Here is a 17,837-nt window from a genome sequence, read left to right on the forward strand (position 1 = left end):
CCCCCCCCCCCCCCCCCCCCCCCCCCCCCCCCCCCCCCCCCCCCCCGCGCCCCCCGCCCCCCCCCCCCCCCCCCCCCCCCGTTCCGCGCCCGCGCTCACCCGCGGGGCGCGTCACCGTCGTCGCGTCACCGCGGCTGCGCGCCGGGCCGGGCGGGCGGGGTGCCGGCCACGGCAGCGTCGTACAGCCGCTGGATGTCGGAACCGAAGTTCGGGCTGTAGGAGACGTCGGCGGTGGGCCCGCCGGTCTTCCAGCCGCCGATGCTCCCGACCACGTCGCCCTTGCCGGTGCGCGTGTCGAAGTTCGCCAGGAAGGGGCTGCCACTGGTGCCCGACCGGTAGTCGTCGCAGGCGATCTTGAGGTACGAGCCGGGGGCGCCGTCGTTAGGCGTGAACCGGGTCGTGGAGTCGGTGCAGGTCAGCGGCTGCCGGTCCGAGTTCGGGTAGCCGACCAGCCGGATCTTGGGGAACGCGTAACCGCGCCCGGTGGCGAGGGTGTTGCCGCCCACGACGTCCTGCGCCTGCTTGCCGTCGGAGCGCGTCCCGAGCCGGGCGAACGCCACGTCCCACGGCGCGCCCTTGACATGCCCGCGGTCGTAGTAGCGCCGGTCGATCCAGACCTGGCTGTGGCCCTGGGAGTCGGTAGCGACCGGGAAGATCCCGTGCGGTCGCGGCGTGGCCGCGGTCCACTGCGGCACGAAGGCGAGCGATCCCGACCCGGCCCTGGAGTCCAGGCAATGGCCCGCGGTCAGCACGACGTCGTGGTGCCGGCTGTTGATCACGCTCGCGGTGCAGAAGTAGGAGCCGCTGCCCCTCTGCACGTACATCCGCCCGATCATCGGCAGTCCGCCGAAGTGTGAGCTGCCGGGGCCGGTCCCGGCCCGCCGCGCGCGGGACCCGGCCGGGTCCGTGGCCGGGGTGCGGGTGTCGGTCCGGGCGGAGGGCCGGTCCTCGGGCAGCGGCTTCGCCGCGGCCATGCGCCGGTCGGTCCAGAAGCGGTGCGCGGCCGCCGCGGTCCAGCGCGGCGCGGCCTTCCCGGATGCGTCGGCGGCAGCCGCCGTTCCGGCCCCGCCCGACGTCGTGACCAGACCGGCCACCATTCCTGCGGCCATGAGAAAGGCACCACGCCCGCGTGCGCGATGCCTTTGTGATGTGCGTCTCTTTATATGGCTTTTCACCGGGTCGACAATAGGTGGCTGCCGTGCGAAAGTCCAATCATTTACTTTTGCCTTTTCTTTGCCGTGAAAAGGCAACCTTTCCCGGGAAATTCAATCGCCTACCTGCACGCCCGGCCGGGTGCGCATGGGCCCAACGGCCCCTGGGGGCTGGTCGATCAGGGGGTACGCTGAGGTGGCCAAACGGAAATCGAAGAATCTCCTATTCCGCTTTTTTGCTCCCCTGGATAACCTCCTTGACCCGCGTTCGGTCGTTGATTTCGGTAGCCATCGACCATTTGGGCACACGGGGAGAACGCATATTTCAAGGGATGGCCCGGGGTGCCCTCTGAACCGCGGCCGCCGGTGACCGGCCCGGCTCCCGCCCGAGCGCCGGACCCCTGCCCCTGGTCCCAGGACCAGGTCAGCCGGGCAGGTTGGCCGGGCTGCCCCCGTTCGCCTCGTACCCGGCCACCGCCAGTGCGCGGTAGACGGCGAAGTCGGCCGCCGGATCGGCGGAGAGGGTCCAGGGCAGCGCGCCGACGTGGCCGTCGACGTGCAGCAGCTGGTCGAGCGCCTCCGCCCAGCGCTCGGCCCGCACCAGGAAGAAGACCAGCAGATGGCGGACGTGCGCGAGCACCGGATCGTCGGGGTCGGCCGCGTGCACCGCGTGCAGCGCTCCGTGCATCGCCTTGGTGACGACCTCGCTCCGGTAGAAGCTCGCCACCAGGTTCACCTCCGGGAGGTGCTCGAAGACGGCGAACAGCGGCAGCGCGGCGAGCAGCGAACCCTCGGGGGCGCGGGCCGCCGCGGCCTCGGCGAAGGCGTACGCCTGCTCGCGCGAGCCGTGCCACTTCTCGCACCAGTAGTGCAGCGCGGCCAGATGCGCGCCCATGTGGTGGGGCGCGCGGTCCAGGATGTTCAGCCAGAGCTTCTCGTACTCCGGCTGCGGGTAGGCGAGCCCCCGCGCGATCGACAGCTCGACGATGTACGGCACCGGGTCGCCGGGGGCCAGCAGGGCCGCCTGGCCGCAGGCATTCCTGGCCTCCTCCATGATGATCCGGAACTCGTCCGTGCCCGGCGTCGACGTCCGCCACGCCTGCTGCACCAGGAACTCGGCGTGCACCGCCGCACCACCCGCGTCCTTGGGCTGCTCGGCCCGCCACACCCGCAGCCACTGACCGCCCGGCGTCTCGTGCACCCCGCCCGGCCGCTGCTGAAGCTCCAGCGACGCCGCACCGGCGAACGCCTGCACCCGCTGCCAGCGCACCTCGCCCTCGGCCTCCGTACCGGCCAGCAGCTGATGCGCCGCCCGGTGGTCCCCGGTGCGCTCCACCAGGTCCAGGACGTTCAGCAGGTCCTCGTCCGGGCCGGGCATCCGCACGTCCAGCTCCTCCTGCCGCACGAAGCCGTAGGCCGCCGGGTCGGCGGCGTCGGGGTGGCCCGCGGGGACCAGCCCGACCGCCCCGCGCCTGCGCCGCAGGAACGGGAGAAGCATGAAGCTCATCAGGAGCAGCGCCGCGAGCAGCCAGAGAATCGCCATGCGTCAAGCGAACCAGACACCGCCGACAATTGGCCAACCCCGCCCGCCGCCCTGTGGAAAACTCCGCCGGACCCCCGCCCGGCGCGAGCCCGACACGTCCCGGACCCGTGCCGGACCCCGGCGGGACGCCACCATCGCGCCGGGCGCACTACGCTCGGTGCACATGAGCGACAGGCACATCAGTCAGCACTTCGAGACCCTCGCGATCCACGCGGGCAACACCGCGGATCCCCTCACCGGCGCGGTCGTCCCGCCGATCTACCAGGTCTCGACCTACAAGCAGGACGGCGTCGGAGGCCTGCGCGGCGGCTACGAGTACAGCCGCAGCGCCAACCCCACCAGGACCGCCCTCGAGGAGAACCTCGCGGCGCTGGAGGGCGGCCGCCGCGGTCTCGCGTTCGCGTCCGGCCTCGCGGCCGAGGACACCCTGCTGCGTACGCTGCTCACCCCCGGCGACCACGTGGTGATCCCGAACGACGCCTACGGCGGCACGTTCCGCCTCTTCGCCAAGGTCGCCACCCGGTGGGGCGTGGAGTGGTCCGTCGCCGACACCAGCGACCCGGCCGCCGTCCGCGCGGCGATCACCCCGAACACCAAGGCCGTCTGGGTGGAGACCCCCTCCAACCCGCTGCTCGGCATCACCGACATCGCCGCCGTCGCCCAGGTCGCCCACGACGCGGGCGCGCGGCTCGTCGTCGACAACACCTTCGCCACGCCCTACCTCCAGCAGCCGCTGTCGCTCGGCGCCGACGTCGTCGTGCACTCCCTCACCAAGTACATGGGCGGCCACTCGGACGTGGTCGGCGGTGCGCTGATCGTCTCCGACCAGACGCTCGGCGAGGAGCTCGCCTACCACCAGAACGCGATGGGCGCCGTCGCCGGCCCCTTCGACTCCTGGCTGGTGCTGCGCGGCACCAAGACCCTCGCGGTCCGCATGGACCGGCACAGCGAGAACGCCACCAGGATCGCCGACATGCTGACCCGGCACGCACGCGTGACCAGCGTGCTCTACCCGGGCCTGCCCGAGCACCCCGGGCACGAGGCGGCCGCCAAGCAGATGAAGGCGTTCGGCGGCATGGTGTCCTTCCGGGTCGAGGGCGGCGAGGAGGCCGCCGTCGAGGTGTGCAACCGCGCCAAGGTGTTCACGCTCGGCGAGTCCCTCGGCGGTGTCGAGTCGCTCATCGAGCACCCCGGCCGGATGACGCACGCCTCCGCTGCCGGTTCCGCCCTTGAGGTCCCCGCCGACCTGGTGCGCCTGTCCGTGGGCATCGAGAACGTCGACGACCTGCTGGAGGACCTGCAGCAGGCCCTGGGCTGACCGCCCCGTCACCAGCCGGTGACCGGTGGAGTCGTCTGCGACGGCGGCTCCACCCAGGGGTGGGCCCCGGCCGCCCACACACTGAACGCCACCGCTGCCGTGCACAGCAGCAGCCACAGCACCCGGTGGACGAGCCGGCGCCGCCGCACCAGGCGGTCGCCCCGGCGGACGGCGTCGCCGTGCAGGTCCGGAGGCACGGGCGCCGGGGTGTGCTCCAGGATCCGCCGGACGGCGGCCTCCCGCTGGGGACGGTTCACCGCGCCCTCCCTCGCGACCGCCGCCTCATGACGGCGCCACCTCGGCGCCCACCGCGCGCGGGGCCGTCGAGCGCGGTGGATGCAGCACGGTGGCCGTCGCCCGGTCGCAGATCGCGTGGACGCGCTCGACGGGCAGGCCCAGCAGTGCCGCCGTCTGCTCCTCGGCCACCCCCTCGTACATCCGCAGCACCAGGATCAGCCGCTCCTGCGCCGTCAGAACGGCGAGCGGGCTGCCCGGATGCGGCCGGGCCCGGCCGAGGAAGACCCGCTCGTGCCAGGTGCCGTGCGCGAAGCGCGTGGCGAGGTACTGGCGGGCGCACTCATAGGGATCATCGCCGCGCAGCCGCTCCCAGCAGGCGTACGTGTGGGCGAGCGCCAGGGTCAGCAGCCGCCGCGCGCGCGGGTTGGCGCCCGGCGCCTCCGCCGTGAACAGCGTGGCGGTGTGCTGCAGCCGTCCCGCCGCACCCGCGACGAACGCCTCGAACTCCCGGGCCCGGCGGGCATCGCGCAACGCCTGCCGATCACGCACCGCGCCTCCCCCCTGAGGGGGCCCTGTCCGGTACGGGACGGTCGCACCGCGTACGCCGCAGGACCCGATCTCATATGAGGCCAGCCGCCGCCCCGGGGTCAATACTCCGGACCGTACCGGTGCCCGTGCCGCTCAGGAGGCGGGCGGCTGCTCCACGGCCGGCACGCCCTGGACCGTGGTCCGCGCGGAGAGCGCGGTGTTGAAGCGCGTGAGGAGCGTGCAGAACTGCTCGCGCTCCTCCGGCGCCCAGTCGTGTGTCAGCTCGGCCATCAACTGACGCCGGGAAAGGCGCACTTCGTCCAGCCGGGAGACCCCGCGTGGGGACAGCTGGAGCACCACCGCACGCCCGTCCTCGGGGTGCGAGGTGCGCTTGACGAGCCCGGTGTCGACCAGGGGAGCGACCTGCCGGGTGACCGTCGAGGAGTCGATCCCCATGCTCGCGGCCAGCGCCTTGACGCCCATGGGCCCCTCCTTGTCGAGGCGGTTGAGCAGCAGGTACGCGGCTCGGTCCATGGTGTTGCGCACCTGCCCGACGCCACCGAGCCGGGTCTGTTCGGCACGGCGGGCGAACACCGCCACCTCGTGCTGGAGGGTGTCGAGAAGACCGGGGTCACCGACGGTCGTCATGTCCATCGACATTTCAGGTGTTGTGGGCATGGCCGGAGGCTCGCTTCATGGAGGGCTGCTGGGTTGGGGGACAGGGTACGCGGCCCGGGCGCGGACCGTACCGGCGCTGCGCAATCCGGTCTCGGAGGTTGGTCACACCCGTCGTGCCCGACCGTGAACTGCGAGACTCGAGTCATGAGCTACGGCACGGCCGGCTCCTTGCGCTCCGTCACCCTCGACGACGTGCGCGGAGCCCAGAAGATGCTCTCGGGCGTGGCCCGCGCGACCGCCATGGAGGGCAGCCGGCACCTGTCCCAGCTGGTCGGCACGCCGGTCCACCTCAAGTGCGAGAACCTCCAGCGCACCGGATCGTTCAAGCTGCGCGGCGCCTACGTCCGGATCGCCGGGCTGCTGCCGGAGGAGCGGGCCGCGGGCGTGGTGGCCGCCAGCGCCGGAAACCACGCGCAGGGCGTGGCGCTCGCCTCCTCGCTGCTCGGCGTCCACGCCACCGTCTTCATGCCCAGGGGAGCCCCGCTGCCGAAGATCAGCGCGACCCGGGAGTACGGCGCCGAGGTGCGCCTGCACGGCCAGGTGGTCGACGAGACGCTGGCCGCCGCCGAGGAGTACGCCGCCGAGACGGGCGCGGTGTTCATCCACCCCTTCGACCACCCCGACATCATCGCCGGACAGGGCACGGTCGGTCTCGAGATCCTGGAGCAGTGCCCCGAGGTGGGCACGATCGTCGTCGGGATGGGCGGCGGCGGCCTCGCGGCGGGCATCGCCGTCGCCGTGAAGGCGCTGCGCCCCGACGTGCGCATCGTCGGGGTCCAGGCGGAGGGCGCCGCCTGCTACCCGCCCTCGCTGGCCGCCGGCCGGCCGGTGTCGGTGGAGCACCCGGCCACGATGGCCGACGGCATCAAGGTGGGGCGGCCCGGCCTGGTGCCGTTCGGCATCGTCGACGAGCTGGTGGACGAGGTGCGCACGGTCAGCGAGGACCAGTTGTCGGCCGCGCTGCTGCTGTGCCTTGAGCGAGCCAAGCTGGTCGTGGAACCGGCCGGGGCGAGCCCGGTCGCGGCGCTGCTCGGCGGCGCCGGCGCCTTCCCCGGCCCGGTCGTCGCGGTGCTGTCCGGCGGCAACGTGGATCCGGTGCTGCTCCAGCGGGTGCTGCGGCACGGCATGGCCGCGCAGGGCCGCTACCTGGCCGTACGGCTGCGGCTGACGGACCGGCCGGGCGCCCTCGCCACGCTCCTCGGGGTGTTGTCGACGGTCGATGCCAACGTCCTCGACGTGAGCCACGTACGGACCGACCCCCGGCTCGGGCTCACCGAGGCGGAGGTGGAGCTGCACCTCGAGACGAAGGGGCCGACGCACTGCGCCGAGGTCGGCCACGCCCTGCGCGAGGCGGGCTACACGGTCATCGGCTGAGGCCGGACCAGGCCGTGAGAAGGCGGTGGTCCCTCGTTCGGGGAAATCCATTGAGAGACGCGATACATCGCGTTAGTGTGTGAGTGGTCGCCACTGGCCACGCCACCGGTCCCGCCGCATCCCCGCGGAAACCGCAGGTGGAAAACCACAGGCGACGCCGGACGCGCGAAACCTAGCCTTCTCCGAAGACCCCTGACGAATTCCCGAATCCCCGACGACGTGGAGACCACATGCCAGGCGCCATCTATGCCGAAGGTCTGGTGAAGACCTTCGGCGACGTGAGAGCACTGGACGGCGTCGACCTCGATGTCCCCGAGGGCACCGTCCTCGGCCTGCTCGGCCCCAACGGCGCCGGCAAGACGACGACGGTCCGCTGCCTGACCACCCTGCTGCGCCCCGACAGCGGCAGGGCCGTCGTCGCCGGCGTGGACGTGCTCAAGCACCCCGATGCGGTGCGCCGCTCCATCGGCCTGTCCGGCCAGTTCGCGGCGGTCGACGAGTACCTGACCGGCCGGGAGAACCTCCAGATGGTCGGGCAGCTCTACCAGATGCGGGCCAAGGCGGCCAAGCAGCGGGCGGCCGAGCTGCTGGAGCAGTTCCACCTCGCGGACGCCGCCGACCGCCCCGCCAAGACCTACTCCGGAGGCATGCGGCGCCGGCTCGACCTCGCCGCCGCACTCGTGGTCTCACCGCCCGTGATGTTCATGGACGAACCGACCACCGGGCTCGACCCCCGCAACCGCCAGCAGCTCTGGGAAGTCATCAAGCAGCTCGTCTCCGGCGGCACGACCCTGCTGCTCACCACCCAGTACCTGGAAGAGGCCGACCACCTCGCCCACGACATCGCGGTCGTCGACCAGGGCCGGGTCATCGCCCAGGGCACCTCCGACCAGCTCAAGGCCCGCACCGGCGGCGAGCGCGTCGAGGTCGTGGTGCACGAGCGCGATCACATCGACACCGCCGCCGAGGTGCTGCGCGGCTTCGGCAAGGGGGACACCACGGTCGAGGAGCACACCCGCAAGCTCACCGTCCCCGTCACCGGCGGCGCCAAGCTGCTCGCCGAGGTGATCCGCGAGCTGGACACCCGGGGCATCGAGATCGACGACATCGGACTGCGCCGCCCCACGCTCGACGATGTCTTCCTGTCTCTCACCGGCCACGCGGCCGAGGCCGCCCCGAGAGACGAGGACAACGGCAAGGAGGCCGTGAAATGAGTGCCGTCAGCGAAGCCGCGCCCCTCGCGGCCCCCGGCAACCCGATCGCCCGGTCCGTCCGCGACTCGCTGATCGTCGCCAAGCGCAATCTGATTCGCATGTCCAGGATCCCTGAGATGGTGATCTTCGGGCTCATCCAGCCCATCATGTTCGTGGTGCTGTTCACCTACGTGTTCGGCGGCTCCATGAAGATCGACGGCAGCACCAGCGCGACCGACTACAAGAACTTCCTGATGGCCGGCATCTTCGCGCAGACCGTCACCTTCGCCACCGCCAGCTCAGGCGCCGGCATCGCCGACGACATGCACAAGGGGCTCATCGACCGCTTCCGCTCTCTGCCCATGGCACGCGGCGCGGTGCTCACCGGCCGGACCCTGGCCGACCTGGTCCAGACGGCGCTCACCCTGCTGGTCCTCGCCGTCGTCGCGCTGCTGGTCGGCTGGCGGGTGGGTACCTTCCACGACACCGACGCCCTCAGAGTCGCCGCCGCCTTCGGCCTGCTCCTGCTGCTCGGGTACGCGTTCACCTGGATCGGCGCCCTGATCGGCCTGACCGTGCGGACTCCGGAGGCGGCGACCTCCGGCGGTCTGATCTGGCTGTTCCCGGTGACGTTCCTCTCCAACGCGTTCGTGGACACCAGCAACATGACCCCCTGGTTGCGGCACATCGCCGAGTGGAACCCGTTCAGCGCCACCGTGCAGGCGGCCCGTGTGCTGTTCGGCAGCCCCGGCCAGTCGACCTCGACCGCCTGGCCCATGCAGCACTCGGTCCTGGCCTCACTGATCTACTCGGTGCTGATCATCGTCCTGTTCCGCACCCTCGCCGTCCGCAAGTACCGCTCGGCCACCGCCTGACGGTACGGCGACGCCCCCGGCGTCACAGGGACGCCGGGGGCGCGGTGTCCGGCCCGGGGGCCGGGTGGTGCCGGGTCAGCCCGAGTAGGGCTCGGCCTTCAGGATGCGCACCGAAGCCTTCTTTCCGTTCGGGAGCTCGTACTCCGCGTCCTCGCCGACCTTGTGGCCGGAGACACCGGAGCCGAGCGGGGACTGCGGTGAGTACGTCTCGATGTCCGAGCTCGCGTACTCGCGGGACGCGAGCAGGAACGTCAGCGTGTCGTCCTCGTCACCGTCGAAGGCGATCGTGACGACCATGCCGGGCGCGACGGTACCGTCCGCGGAGACCGGAGCCTCGCCCACCTGGGCGTTCTCCAGAAGCTGGGTCAGCTGGCGCACACGCAGCTCCTGCTTGCCCTGCTCCTCCTTGGCAGCGTGGTACCCGCCGTTCTCGCGCAGGTCGCCCTCCTCGCGCGCGGCCGCGATCTTGGCGGCGATCTCCGTGCGCGCAGGACCAGTAAGGTACGCAAGCTCGTCCTTGAGCTTGTTGTACGCCTCCTGGGTCAGCCAGGTGACGTTCTCGCTGGTCTGGGTCACAGGGTGCTCCTCGTCGGTACTGGGAATACAAAGCATCGCCCTACCCAGAAGAATGTTCCCTCATGGATGGGCGAAACCACGAGCCTAACAATTCAATGGCGAAAGGGGGAGGACATAAGCCACCAGATTTACATCAACGCAGGTCAGTGCCTCCGTATTCCGGGTGACACGGCGGCCGGACCGGCCCGATCAGCCCGTGTGGCAGCCCAGCAGCTCGGCCGTCGTGCCCTTGGCCGTCGTACGCAGCGTGACGACCTTGTCGATCCGTGTCGCCGCACCGGAGAAGCGGAAGTCCGCCCTGCCCACCTCGGCCCCGTCGGCCGACTGGGAGCGCAGGGTGCAGTAGCCGCCGGCGCCGGAGTCCTTGTGGACCTCCAGATGCACCTTGACCGCGTCCTGCGAGGCGTCGAAGGTGATCACCTGGGCGCTGATCTCGTTCTGCGCGACGTAGTGGTAGGCGAAGTAGCCGACCAGCGCCAGCAGGACCGCGCCCAGCACCGAGCCGGCGATCTTGAGCTTGCGGTCGGCGCGCTCGTCCGAGGAGCGGCCGTAGCGGCCCTCGGGCAGCCGCGCGTGCGCCGTGCTCATGATCGTCCTCTCCGCGGAATTAATCGCCCCCCGATTCGGTCACTATAGAAGCCGCGATCGCACCCCAAGACGCGGGGGCGCCGACTTACGAGGATTGAGTCTTGACTGACCAGCTGCGACTGATGGCCGTTCACGCGCACCCCGACGACGAGTCGAGCAAGGGCGCGGCCACCATGGCGAAGTACGTGTCCGAGGGGGTGGACGTGCTGGTGGTGACCTGCACCGGCGGAGAGCGCGGGTCCATCCTCAATCCGAAGCTCCAGGGCGACACGTACATCGAGGAGCACATCCACGAGGTGCGCAAGAAGGAGATGGACGAGGCCCGCGAGATCCTCGGCGTCCGCCAGGAGTGGCTCGGCTTCGTCGACTCCGGCCTGCCCGAGGGCGACCCGCTGCCCCCGCTGCCGGAGGGCTGCTTCGCCCTGGAGGACGTCGACAAGGCGGCCGGTGAGCTGGTCAAGCAGATCCGCTCCTTCCGCCCGCAGGTGATCACCACCTACGACGAGAACGGCGGCTACCCCCACCCCGACCACATCATGACCCACAAGATCACGATGGTGGCGTTCGAGGGCGCGGCGGACACCGAGAAGTACCCCGAGAGCGAGTACGGCCCGGCCCACCAGCCGGCGAAGCTCTACTACAACCAGGGCTTCAACCGCCCCCGCACCGAGGCCCTGCACCAGGCCATGCTCGACCGCGGCCTGGAGTCCCCCTACGGGGAGTGGCTCAAGCGCTGGAAGGAGTTCGAGCGCAAGGAGCGGACGCTGACCACGCACGTCCCGTGCGCGGACTTCTTCGAGATCCGCGACAAGGCGCTCATCGCGCACGCCACCCAGATCGACCCCGACGGCGGCTGGTTCCGGGTGCCCATGGAGCTCCAGAAGGAGGTCTGGCCGACGGAGGAGTACGAGCTGGCGAAGTCCCTCGTCGATACCTCCCTCCCCGAGGACGACCTCTTCGCGGGCATCCGCGACAATGCATGACATGAGCGCAAGCGTGAGCCTGGCAGTGACGCACCTCGTCCCCCTCGCCAAGGAGGTCGACGAGAACAAGGTCACCCCCGGTGTCCTCGGCTTCATCGTGTTCGCGGTGCTGGCCCTGGCCGTGTGGGGCCTGATGAAGTCGATGAACAAGCACATGCAGAAGGTCGACTTCAAGGAGGCCCCGGACCACGAGGAGCGGGTCGGCACCGACGCCACGTCCGGGCGGGGCTGACCCCGGCGTCAGCGACCCGCCGGAACCGCCACCCCCATCACCTCCCGGGCGTGGCGGTCCGGCGTCATGCGCAGACGCCACGCCTGCCACCCCGCCTCCAGGCTGACCCCGCGCTCCAGCAGCACGGCATAGGCCGCCACCCACTCGTCCAGCTTCTCGTCCCGCAGCGGATGGGCGGCCCGGCCCAGCAGGGCCAGCTCCTCCTGGGCCACCGCCGTGCCCACCTCGACCCCGCCCGGAGCCGCGTACGGCAGCAGGGTGCAGCGCAGGAAGCGGGCCCAGTCCTCGCCCCGCCGGTCCCCGTAGGACGTGAACAGGGTCAGCGCCTCGTCGCACAGGCCAAGCGCCTGCTGGATCCGGGCGTTGCCCGCGTCCACCACCGCCAGCTCCAGGCAGGTCCACGCCTCCCCGTGCGCCACCCCGATGCGCTGGAAGTCGGCGCGCGCGTCCACCAGCAGCTGGCGCGCGAAGCCCGAGTTGCGCAGCGACCCGGTCTGCGCCGCCCGCTGGTCACGCGTGACCCGGGCCGAATGGTGCCGGGCACAGGCCAGGCCGTAGACGTCACGCATCCGCGAGAACATCTGCCGCGAGTGCTCCAGGTCCCGCACCGACCGGTCGAGGTCTCCCGTCTCCTCCAGCGCCTGTCCGAGGTAGTACAGCGACCACGCCTCGCCGCGCGCGTCCTCGTTCTCCCGGTGCCGGGCCGCGGCCCGGCGCAGCTCCTCCACCGCCGGGGAGGGGTCCCCGCCGACCAGCCGCGCCCTGGCCAGCTGGGTCAGCGCCCACGCCTCGCCCCGGGCGTCGTGCGTACGGCCGTAGCGCTCCAGGGCCGCCCGCAGCTCCGTCTCCGCGAGCGGGACGTCCCCCATCCGCAGGGCCACCTGCCCGAGCTGGAAGTGCGCCCACGCCTCACCGTGCACCGAGCCGCCCTCGCGGTGCAGCACCAGCGAGCGCGTCAGCAGGTCCAGGGCTTCCGCGAGCCGGCCCCGGTCGCGCTGCACCGCGGCCAGCGCGTGCATCGTCCAGGCCCGGTCCGTCGCCAGTTCCGGGGCGGCCTGCAGATCCAGTGACTCCTGGAGCCGCTCGGCGGCCTCCGTGAGATTGCCCTGGTGGTGCAGTGTGATGCCCAGGGACGTCAGGGCGCGGGCGGCGCCCGCGTCGTGGTGGGCCTCGCGGTAGAGGTCCACCACCGAGGTGAGTGTGGCGCGCGCCTTGTCCAGCTCGCCGAGCTGCCGGGCCGCGATGCCGGTACGCCACTGAACCGAGCGCACCAGCAGGCCCTCGTCCACCGCCTGGGCCAGCTCGTTGATCTCGCCGAGGCGGTAGAGATCGCCGCGCAGCAGGCAGTAGTCGCACAGCGCGCCGAGCAGGTTCAGCACGGCGGACCGGTCCACGCCCTCCGCGTGCCGCAGTGCCGCCGTGATGAAGCTGGACTCGTCGTCCAGCCAGCGCAACGCCTCGTCCAGCGAGGTGAAGCCGTGCGAGCCGAACCGGTCGGAACGCGTCGACATGTTGCCGTCGACGAGCCGCAGCACCGAGTCGGCCAGTTCCGCGTAGTTCACGATCAGCCGTTCCTGCGCCGCCGTGCGCTCGGCCGGTTCCTCCTCGTCCAGCAGCCGGGCCTGCGCGAAGGCGCGCACCAGGTCGTGCAGCCGGTAACGGCTGCCGCGCACATGGTCGATCAGGCCGGCCCGGGCCAGTTCCTCCAGCCGGCGCGTGGCCTCCGGCTCGTCCGTGCCCAGCAGTGCCGCGGCCGCTGCCGTGCCCAGCGAGGCCCGGCCGGCCAGCGCCAGCCTTCTGAGCAGCCGGCGGGCGCTCTCGTGCTGGTCGGTGTAGCGCAGCCACAGCACCCGCTCCACCGGCTCCACCGGGCCGTAGGCACCGAGATCGGAGGCCAGCTGCCGGGGCGAGCGCGGACCCAGTGCCGAGCCCGCGACCCGCAGCGCCAGCGGCAGGCCGCCGCACAGCCGGTGGATCAGGTCGGTGGACTCGGCGTCGTACGGACCCGACGCGTCCTGCGCGGCCGAGCCCAGCAGTTCCTCGGCGCCCGCCGCGTCCAGCGCCTCGACCGGCAGGTGGTGCACCCACGCCGGAAGATCGGCGGGCAGGTCGAGCGGGGTCCTCGCGGTGATCAGGACCAGGCTGTCGGAGCGCTCGGGCACCAGGGCGCGCACCTGCTCCGCGTCCAGGGCGTCGTCCAGCACGATCGTCACCGGCAGGCCGGTCAGATGCCGGTGGTAGAGCTCGCCGAGCCGCTTCACCTGCTGGTCGGGGGAGGACCGCTCGCGGAACAGCAACTGCTCGCGGGGCGCGCCGAGCCGGTTGAGCAGATGCAGCAGGGCGTCCCGGACGGGCAGCGGCGGCTCCTCCCGGCTGTCCCCGCGCAGGTCCACCACCACCGCGCCGCGGAAGTGGTCCCTGAGGTCGTGCGCCGCGCGGACCGCGAGCGTCGTGCGGCCAGAGCCGGGCTCACCGTGCAGCACCACCAGCGTGGGCCGGGTCTCGGTGGCGGCCCGGGCCGACTGCGCCCACTGCCTGATCCGCGCCAGCTCCTGGCGGCGGCCCGCGAACGGGCCGTCGGGCTCCGGAAGCTGGCCGAACGACTGCTCCAGCACCGTGCGGCGGCGGGCCGCCGCGCTCTTGTCCGCCCCGCGCAGCGCCGGGCCGCTCGCCTTCTTCCGACCGGTGGAGGCGGTCAGCACCCGCTGCTGGTCCAGGAACGGGCGGATGCCGCGCACCTCCAGCGCCGTCAGCCACTGCAACCTCAACTGCTCGGCCCCGCCGGGCTGTCCGGCCTCGCCCGCGCGGTGATGCGCCGCGGGCAGATGGGAGCCGGCCACCTTCAGCACGGTTGCGGCGGCCCCCGCCACCCCCGCGGTGGCGCCCGCTCCGACGGCCGCGCCCGCGCCGGTGCCGAGGGACAGGTCGGCGACGGCGGCGGCCACCGCCGCGACGGCGGCCACCAGCAACGCCGTACCGGCACCCTCGCGCGCGTACCGCTGGCCGAAGGTGAGACGGCCGGCCTCGGACGCGTCGAGCGCGGCCGTGTACGCGTCGTACTCCTCGGCGGCCGTCCGCGCCATCGAGTCCAGCGCGCCGCGCGCCCGCGCCAGCAGCACCTGCTCGTCGGTCCGCCCGCCGGAGCGGCGCACCTCCTCCTCCACGGCCCGCACCAGCAACCGCTCGGCCTCCACCCGATGACCGTCCCGCATGTCCCGTCCCCCTCCGGCCGCAACTCCCTTGTCCACGAGTGTCCTTCGGGGACGGCGGGAGCGCGAGAGGGCGAGGATCAAGGGGCGGGTGAGGATGTCGTGGTGACCCCCTCGCGCGCGGCCGCCGTCCGCGTGCCCCGGCGGGTGCGCCCCTCGGACAGGGCCAGGACCGCGCACACCGCCGCCAGCGAGCCCTCCGCCACCGCGCAGGCGGCCGCCTGGGCGAGCTGGGCCCCGGCCGACGCCGTGGTTATGTCGAACCACGCGTCGAGCACCGCCACCGCCGCCGTCGCGGAGGCCGTGAGACGGGCCCGGGAGTCCCCGCGCAGGCCGAGCAGCGCGGTCGCGGCGCACCCGGTGGCCAGCAGCACGTCGAGGCCGATCCAGGCCAGGGACCAGTGCCGCACCTGTGTGCTGCCCGGCAGCGTCACGGCGAGTACGACCATCCACGGCACGAGCAGGACGGCCCCCGTCCCGAGCAGGAGCAGCGCCCACCTCAACTCCGCTTTCATCAGAGCCCCCTTCGGTCGTCTTCCCATCCCGTGCGCTCCAGACTAGACCGCAGAGAAAATTCTGCAAAGAAAATTCGGCGGACATCGGGGACGCCTCAGGGTCCCCAGGGTTACGGTGACCCACATGAGCGACGGCATGCCCGAGATGACCAGCCTGGAGCGCACCGCTCTGTACAAGTCCCTCGGCAACCCCCTGCGCCGCCGGATCCTCGACTACCTCGGCCGGCACGGCGAGGCGAACTCCACCGTGCTCGCCCGCGAACTCGGCGAGAGCTCCGGCACCACCAGCTACCACCTGCGCAAACTCGCCGAGCAGCGGCTCATCGAGGAGATCCCGGAGAAGTCCGGCGGCCGCGAACGCTGGTGGCGCGCCCTCCCCTTCAGCCACACCACCCCGGACCCGGCGTCGATGCCCCCCGAGGAGTACGCGGCCGCCGAACAGCTCGCCCACCTCAAGATCGAGGTCGACACCGCCCTGTTCCGCCGCGCCCACCAGGAGTACCGCGGCCCCGACGGCTGGGCCCAGGTCCAGCGCAACGGCACCTGGATGACCAGGGAGGAACTGCTCGCCTTCATGCGCGACTACCACGCGCTGATCGAGCGCCACGGCCACCCTCGCGAGGAAGCGCCCGACGGGGCGCGCCCGGTGTCGATGCGTTTCTACGCGGTGCCGGAGCGCGTGGGAGAGTGGAACGGTGAACCGACTGGCCCATGAGACGTCCCCGTATCTGCTCCAGCACGCCGACAACCCCGTCGACTGGTGGCCGTGGTCGGCCGCCGCGTTCGACGAGGCCCGCCGGGCGAACAAGCCCGTCCTGCTGAGCGTCGGCTATGCGAGTTGTCACTGGTGCCATGTCATGGCTCACGAGTCCTTCGAGGACGAAGTCACCGCCGCCTTCATGAACGAGCACTTCGTCAGCGTCAAGGTCGACCGTGAGGAGCGGCCCGACGTCGACGCCGTCTACATGGAGGCCGTGCAGGCGGCCACCGGGCAGGGCGGCTGGCCCATGACCGTGTTCCTCACGCCGGACGCCGAGCCGTTCTACTTCGGTACGTACTTCCCGCCCGAGCCCCGGCACGGCATGCCCTCGTTCCGGCAGGTGCTGGAAGGGGTCCGGCACGCCTGGCACGAGCGGCGGGACGAGGTCGGCGAGGTGGCCGGGAAGATCGTGCGCGACCTCGCCCAGCGGGAGATCGCCTACCAGAGCGCCCAGGTGCCGGGCGAGCAGGAGACCGCGCAGGCGCTCCTCGGGCTGACCCGCGAGTACGACGAGCAGCGCGGCGGATTCGGCGGCGCGCCGAAGTTCCCGCCGTCCATGGTGCTCGAGTTCCTGCTGCGGCACCACGCGCGCACGGGCGCCGAGGGTGCGCTGCAGATGGCCCGGGACACCTGTGAGCGGATGGCCCGGGGTGGCATCTACGACCAGCTCGGCGGGGGGTTCGCCCGGTACTCCGTCGACCGTGACTGGGTCGTGCCGCACTTCGAGAAGATGCTGTACGACAACGCCCTGCTCTGCCGGGTGTACGCGCATCTGTGGCGGGCCACCGGGTCGGACCTGGCCCGGCGGGTGGCGCTGGAGACCGCCGACTTCCTGGTGCGCGAACTGCGCACCGGCGAGGGCGGGTTCGCCTCGGCGCTCGACGCCGACAGCGACGACGGCGAAGGCCGGCACGTCGAGGGCGTGTACTACGTGTGGACCCCCGAGGAGCTGCGCCGGGTCCTCGGCGAGGAGGACGCCGAGCTCGCCGCGCAGTACTTCGGGGTGACGGAGGAGGGCACCTTCGAGCACGGCCGGTCGGTGCTCCAGCTCCCGCAGAGCGAGGGCGTGTTCGACGCCGGCCGGGTCGACTCGATCAAGGCGCGGCTGCTGGCGGCCCGGGCGGAGCGGCCCGCGCCCGGCCGGGACGACAAGGTCGTCGCCGCCTGGAACGGGCTCACGATCGCCGCGCTCGCCGAGACCGGCGCCTACTTCGGCCGGCCCGACCTGATCGACGCCGCGGTGGCCGCCGCCGACCTTCTCGTACGGGTGCACCTCGACGACCACGCGCGGCTCGCGCGGACCAGCCGGGACGGCCGGGTGGGGCCCAACGCCGGTGTGCTGGAGGACTACGCCGACGTCGCCGAGGGCTTCCTCGCGCTCGCTTCCGTCACCGGCGAGGGCGTCTGGCTGGAGTTCGCCGGGCTGCTCCTGGACCAGGTGACGACCCGGTTCACCGATGCCGGGAGCGGCGCCCTGTACGACACGGCGGCCGACGCCGAGCGGCTCATCCGCCGGCCCCAGGACCCCACCGACAACGCCACGCCGTCGGGCTGGACGGCGGCGGCCGGCGCGCTGCTGGGCTACGCGGCCCACACCGGCTCCGAGGCCCACCGGACCGCCGCCGAGCGGGCGCTGGGCGTCGTCAAGACGCTCGGGCCGCGCGTGCCGCGCTTCATCGGGTGGGGGCTGGCCGTCGCGGAGGCGCTGCTGGACGGGCCGAAGGAGGTCGCGGTCGTCGGGCCGTCGGTCGCCGACGAGCGGACGGCCGCCCTGCACCGCACGGCGCTCCTCGGCACCGCCCCGGGGGCGGTGGTCGCCGTCGGGACTCCGGAGAGTGACGAGTTCCCCCTGCTTGCCGACCGTCCGCTGGTGGGTGGTGAACCGGCGGCGTACGTCTGCCGTAACTTCACCTGTGACGCTCCTACGACGGACGCGGAACGGCTGGGCAGGGCGCTCAACCGGTCCTGACCGGCGAAGACGCGCGGGGACAGGAAGGCGAACTGTCCGAATGTGAGCAGGTGTTCGGTTAGATCCCACTAGTCGACCACGGTTCCGAAACACACTATTTATCGGAAC

Annotated in this window: 17 protein-coding genes; 8 read left to right on the plus strand and 9 right to left on the minus strand. The window is 72.2% G+C overall.

From position 1 onward, the window contains the following. Positions 1-125: 125 nt before the first annotated feature. Both V7E45_RS11735 and V7E45_RS11740 read right to left on the minus strand, forming a co-directional pair. Positions 126-1,109: a trypsin-like serine peptidase gene (locus tag V7E45_RS11735; RefSeq protein ID WP_333774053.1), complete on the minus strand. Its 984-nt coding sequence runs from the start codon at positions 1,107-1,109 to the stop codon at positions 126-128. A gap of 466 nt (positions 1,110-1,575) precedes the next feature. Then, on the minus strand, positions 1,576-2,694 hold the full coding sequence (locus tag V7E45_RS11740) for a hypothetical protein (RefSeq protein ID WP_333774054.1): 1,119 nt from the start codon (positions 2,692-2,694) through the stop codon (positions 1,576-1,578). A gap of 163 nt (positions 2,695-2,857) precedes the next feature. Between V7E45_RS11740 and V7E45_RS11745 the strand changes: the two genes are divergently transcribed. Then, complete coding sequence (locus V7E45_RS11745) at positions 2,858-4,012, plus strand: cystathionine gamma-synthase (RefSeq protein ID WP_317445073.1); 1,155 nt, start codon at positions 2,858-2,860, stop codon at positions 4,010-4,012. Positions 4,013-4,020: 8 nt separating this feature from the next. On the opposite strand, the gene V7E45_RS11750 is transcribed toward V7E45_RS11745, so the two are convergent. The 3 genes from V7E45_RS11750 to V7E45_RS11760 all read right to left on the minus strand — a co-directional run bounded on the left by V7E45_RS11750 (position 4,021) and on the right by V7E45_RS11760 (position 5,437). Continuing rightward, positions 4,021-4,269 carry a hypothetical protein gene (locus V7E45_RS11750; RefSeq protein WP_333774055.1) on the minus strand — a complete coding sequence of 83 codons (249 nt, stop codon included), beginning with the start codon at positions 4,267-4,269 and terminating at the stop codon, positions 4,021-4,023. Between the two features lie 25 nt (positions 4,270-4,294). After that, positions 4,295-4,798, minus strand: a complete 504-nt coding sequence (locus V7E45_RS11755) for a sigma factor-like helix-turn-helix DNA-binding protein (RefSeq protein ID WP_333774056.1) — start codon at positions 4,796-4,798, stop codon at positions 4,295-4,297. A 132-nt stretch (positions 4,799-4,930) separates the two neighbouring features. Then, positions 4,931-5,437: a MarR family winged helix-turn-helix transcriptional regulator gene (locus tag V7E45_RS11760; protein ID WP_333774087.1), complete on the minus strand. Its 507-nt coding sequence runs from the start codon at positions 5,435-5,437 to the stop codon at positions 4,931-4,933. 162 nt (positions 5,438-5,599) lie between these two features. Here V7E45_RS11760 and ilvA point away from each other — a divergent pair, with 162 nt between their 5' ends. From ilvA to V7E45_RS11775, 3 genes are all read left to right on the plus strand, one after another. Then, a complete protein-coding gene (ilvA, locus tag V7E45_RS11765) occupies positions 5,600-6,829 on the plus strand; it encodes a threonine ammonia-lyase (RefSeq protein WP_333774057.1) in 1,230 nt (409 codons plus the stop codon). 230 nt (positions 6,830-7,059) lie between these two features. Beyond that, on the plus strand, positions 7,060-8,043 hold the full coding sequence (locus V7E45_RS11770) for an ATP-binding cassette domain-containing protein (protein WP_333774058.1): 984 nt from the start codon (positions 7,060-7,062) through the stop codon (positions 8,041-8,043). Beyond that, positions 8,040-8,897 carry an ABC transporter permease gene (locus tag V7E45_RS11775; protein WP_333774059.1) on the plus strand — a complete coding sequence of 286 codons (858 nt, stop codon included), beginning with the start codon at positions 8,040-8,042 and terminating at the stop codon, positions 8,895-8,897. Before V7E45_RS11770 ends, V7E45_RS11775 begins: the two co-directional genes overlap by 4 nt. Positions 8,898-8,972: 75 nt before the next feature. Here V7E45_RS11775 and greA read toward each other — a convergent pair whose 3' ends face one another. Together greA and V7E45_RS11785 are read right to left on the minus strand one after the other, a co-directional pair. Beyond that, positions 8,973-9,473 (minus strand): transcription elongation factor GreA, encoded by a 501-nt coding sequence (gene greA, locus V7E45_RS11780; RefSeq protein ID WP_333774060.1) that lies wholly within the window; start codon positions 9,471-9,473, stop codon positions 8,973-8,975. A 189-nt stretch (positions 9,474-9,662) separates the two neighbouring features. Beyond that, positions 9,663-10,061: a DUF4307 domain-containing protein gene (locus V7E45_RS11785; RefSeq protein ID WP_333774061.1), complete on the minus strand. Its 399-nt coding sequence runs from the start codon at positions 10,059-10,061 to the stop codon at positions 9,663-9,665. Positions 10,062-10,183: 122 nt separating this feature from the next. On the opposite strand from V7E45_RS11785, the gene mca reads away from it, so the two are divergent. Beyond that, positions 10,184-11,044, plus strand: coding sequence for a mycothiol conjugate amidase Mca (mca, locus tag V7E45_RS11790; protein WP_333774088.1), 861 nt, complete (start codon positions 10,184-10,186; stop codon positions 11,042-11,044). Further along, positions 11,037-11,276, plus strand: coding sequence for a hypothetical protein (locus V7E45_RS11795; RefSeq protein WP_333774062.1), 240 nt, complete (start codon positions 11,037-11,039; stop codon positions 11,274-11,276). Before mca ends, V7E45_RS11795 begins: the two co-directional genes overlap by 8 nt. Positions 11,277-11,284: 8 nt before the next feature. Here the strand turns inward: V7E45_RS11795 and V7E45_RS11800 are convergent, their stop codons facing one another. Then, positions 11,285-14,488, minus strand: a complete 3,204-nt coding sequence (locus V7E45_RS11800; RefSeq protein WP_333774063.1) for a tetratricopeptide repeat protein — start codon at positions 14,486-14,488, stop codon at positions 11,285-11,287. 77 nt (positions 14,489-14,565) lie between these two features. Then, positions 14,566-15,000: a hypothetical protein gene (locus V7E45_RS11805; protein WP_333774064.1), complete on the minus strand. Its 435-nt coding sequence runs from the start codon at positions 14,998-15,000 to the stop codon at positions 14,566-14,568. A gap of 124 nt (positions 15,001-15,124) precedes the next feature. Here V7E45_RS11805 and V7E45_RS11810 point away from each other — a divergent pair, with 124 nt between their 5' ends. Further along, entirely contained in the window at positions 15,125-15,715 is a 591-nt protein-coding gene (locus tag V7E45_RS11810) for an ArsR/SmtB family transcription factor (protein ID WP_333774065.1), read from the plus strand. Continuing rightward, positions 15,696-17,729, plus strand: a complete 2,034-nt coding sequence (locus V7E45_RS11815) for a thioredoxin domain-containing protein (RefSeq protein ID WP_333774066.1) — start codon at positions 15,696-15,698, stop codon at positions 17,727-17,729. The genes V7E45_RS11810 and V7E45_RS11815 overlap by 20 nt, the downstream gene beginning before the upstream one ends. Positions 17,730-17,837 lie beyond the last annotated feature (108 nt).

The organism is Streptomyces sp. IBSBF 3136, from assembly GCF_036815105.1.
Classification (GTDB): domain Bacteria; phylum Actinomycetota; class Actinomycetes; order Streptomycetales; family Streptomycetaceae; genus Streptomyces.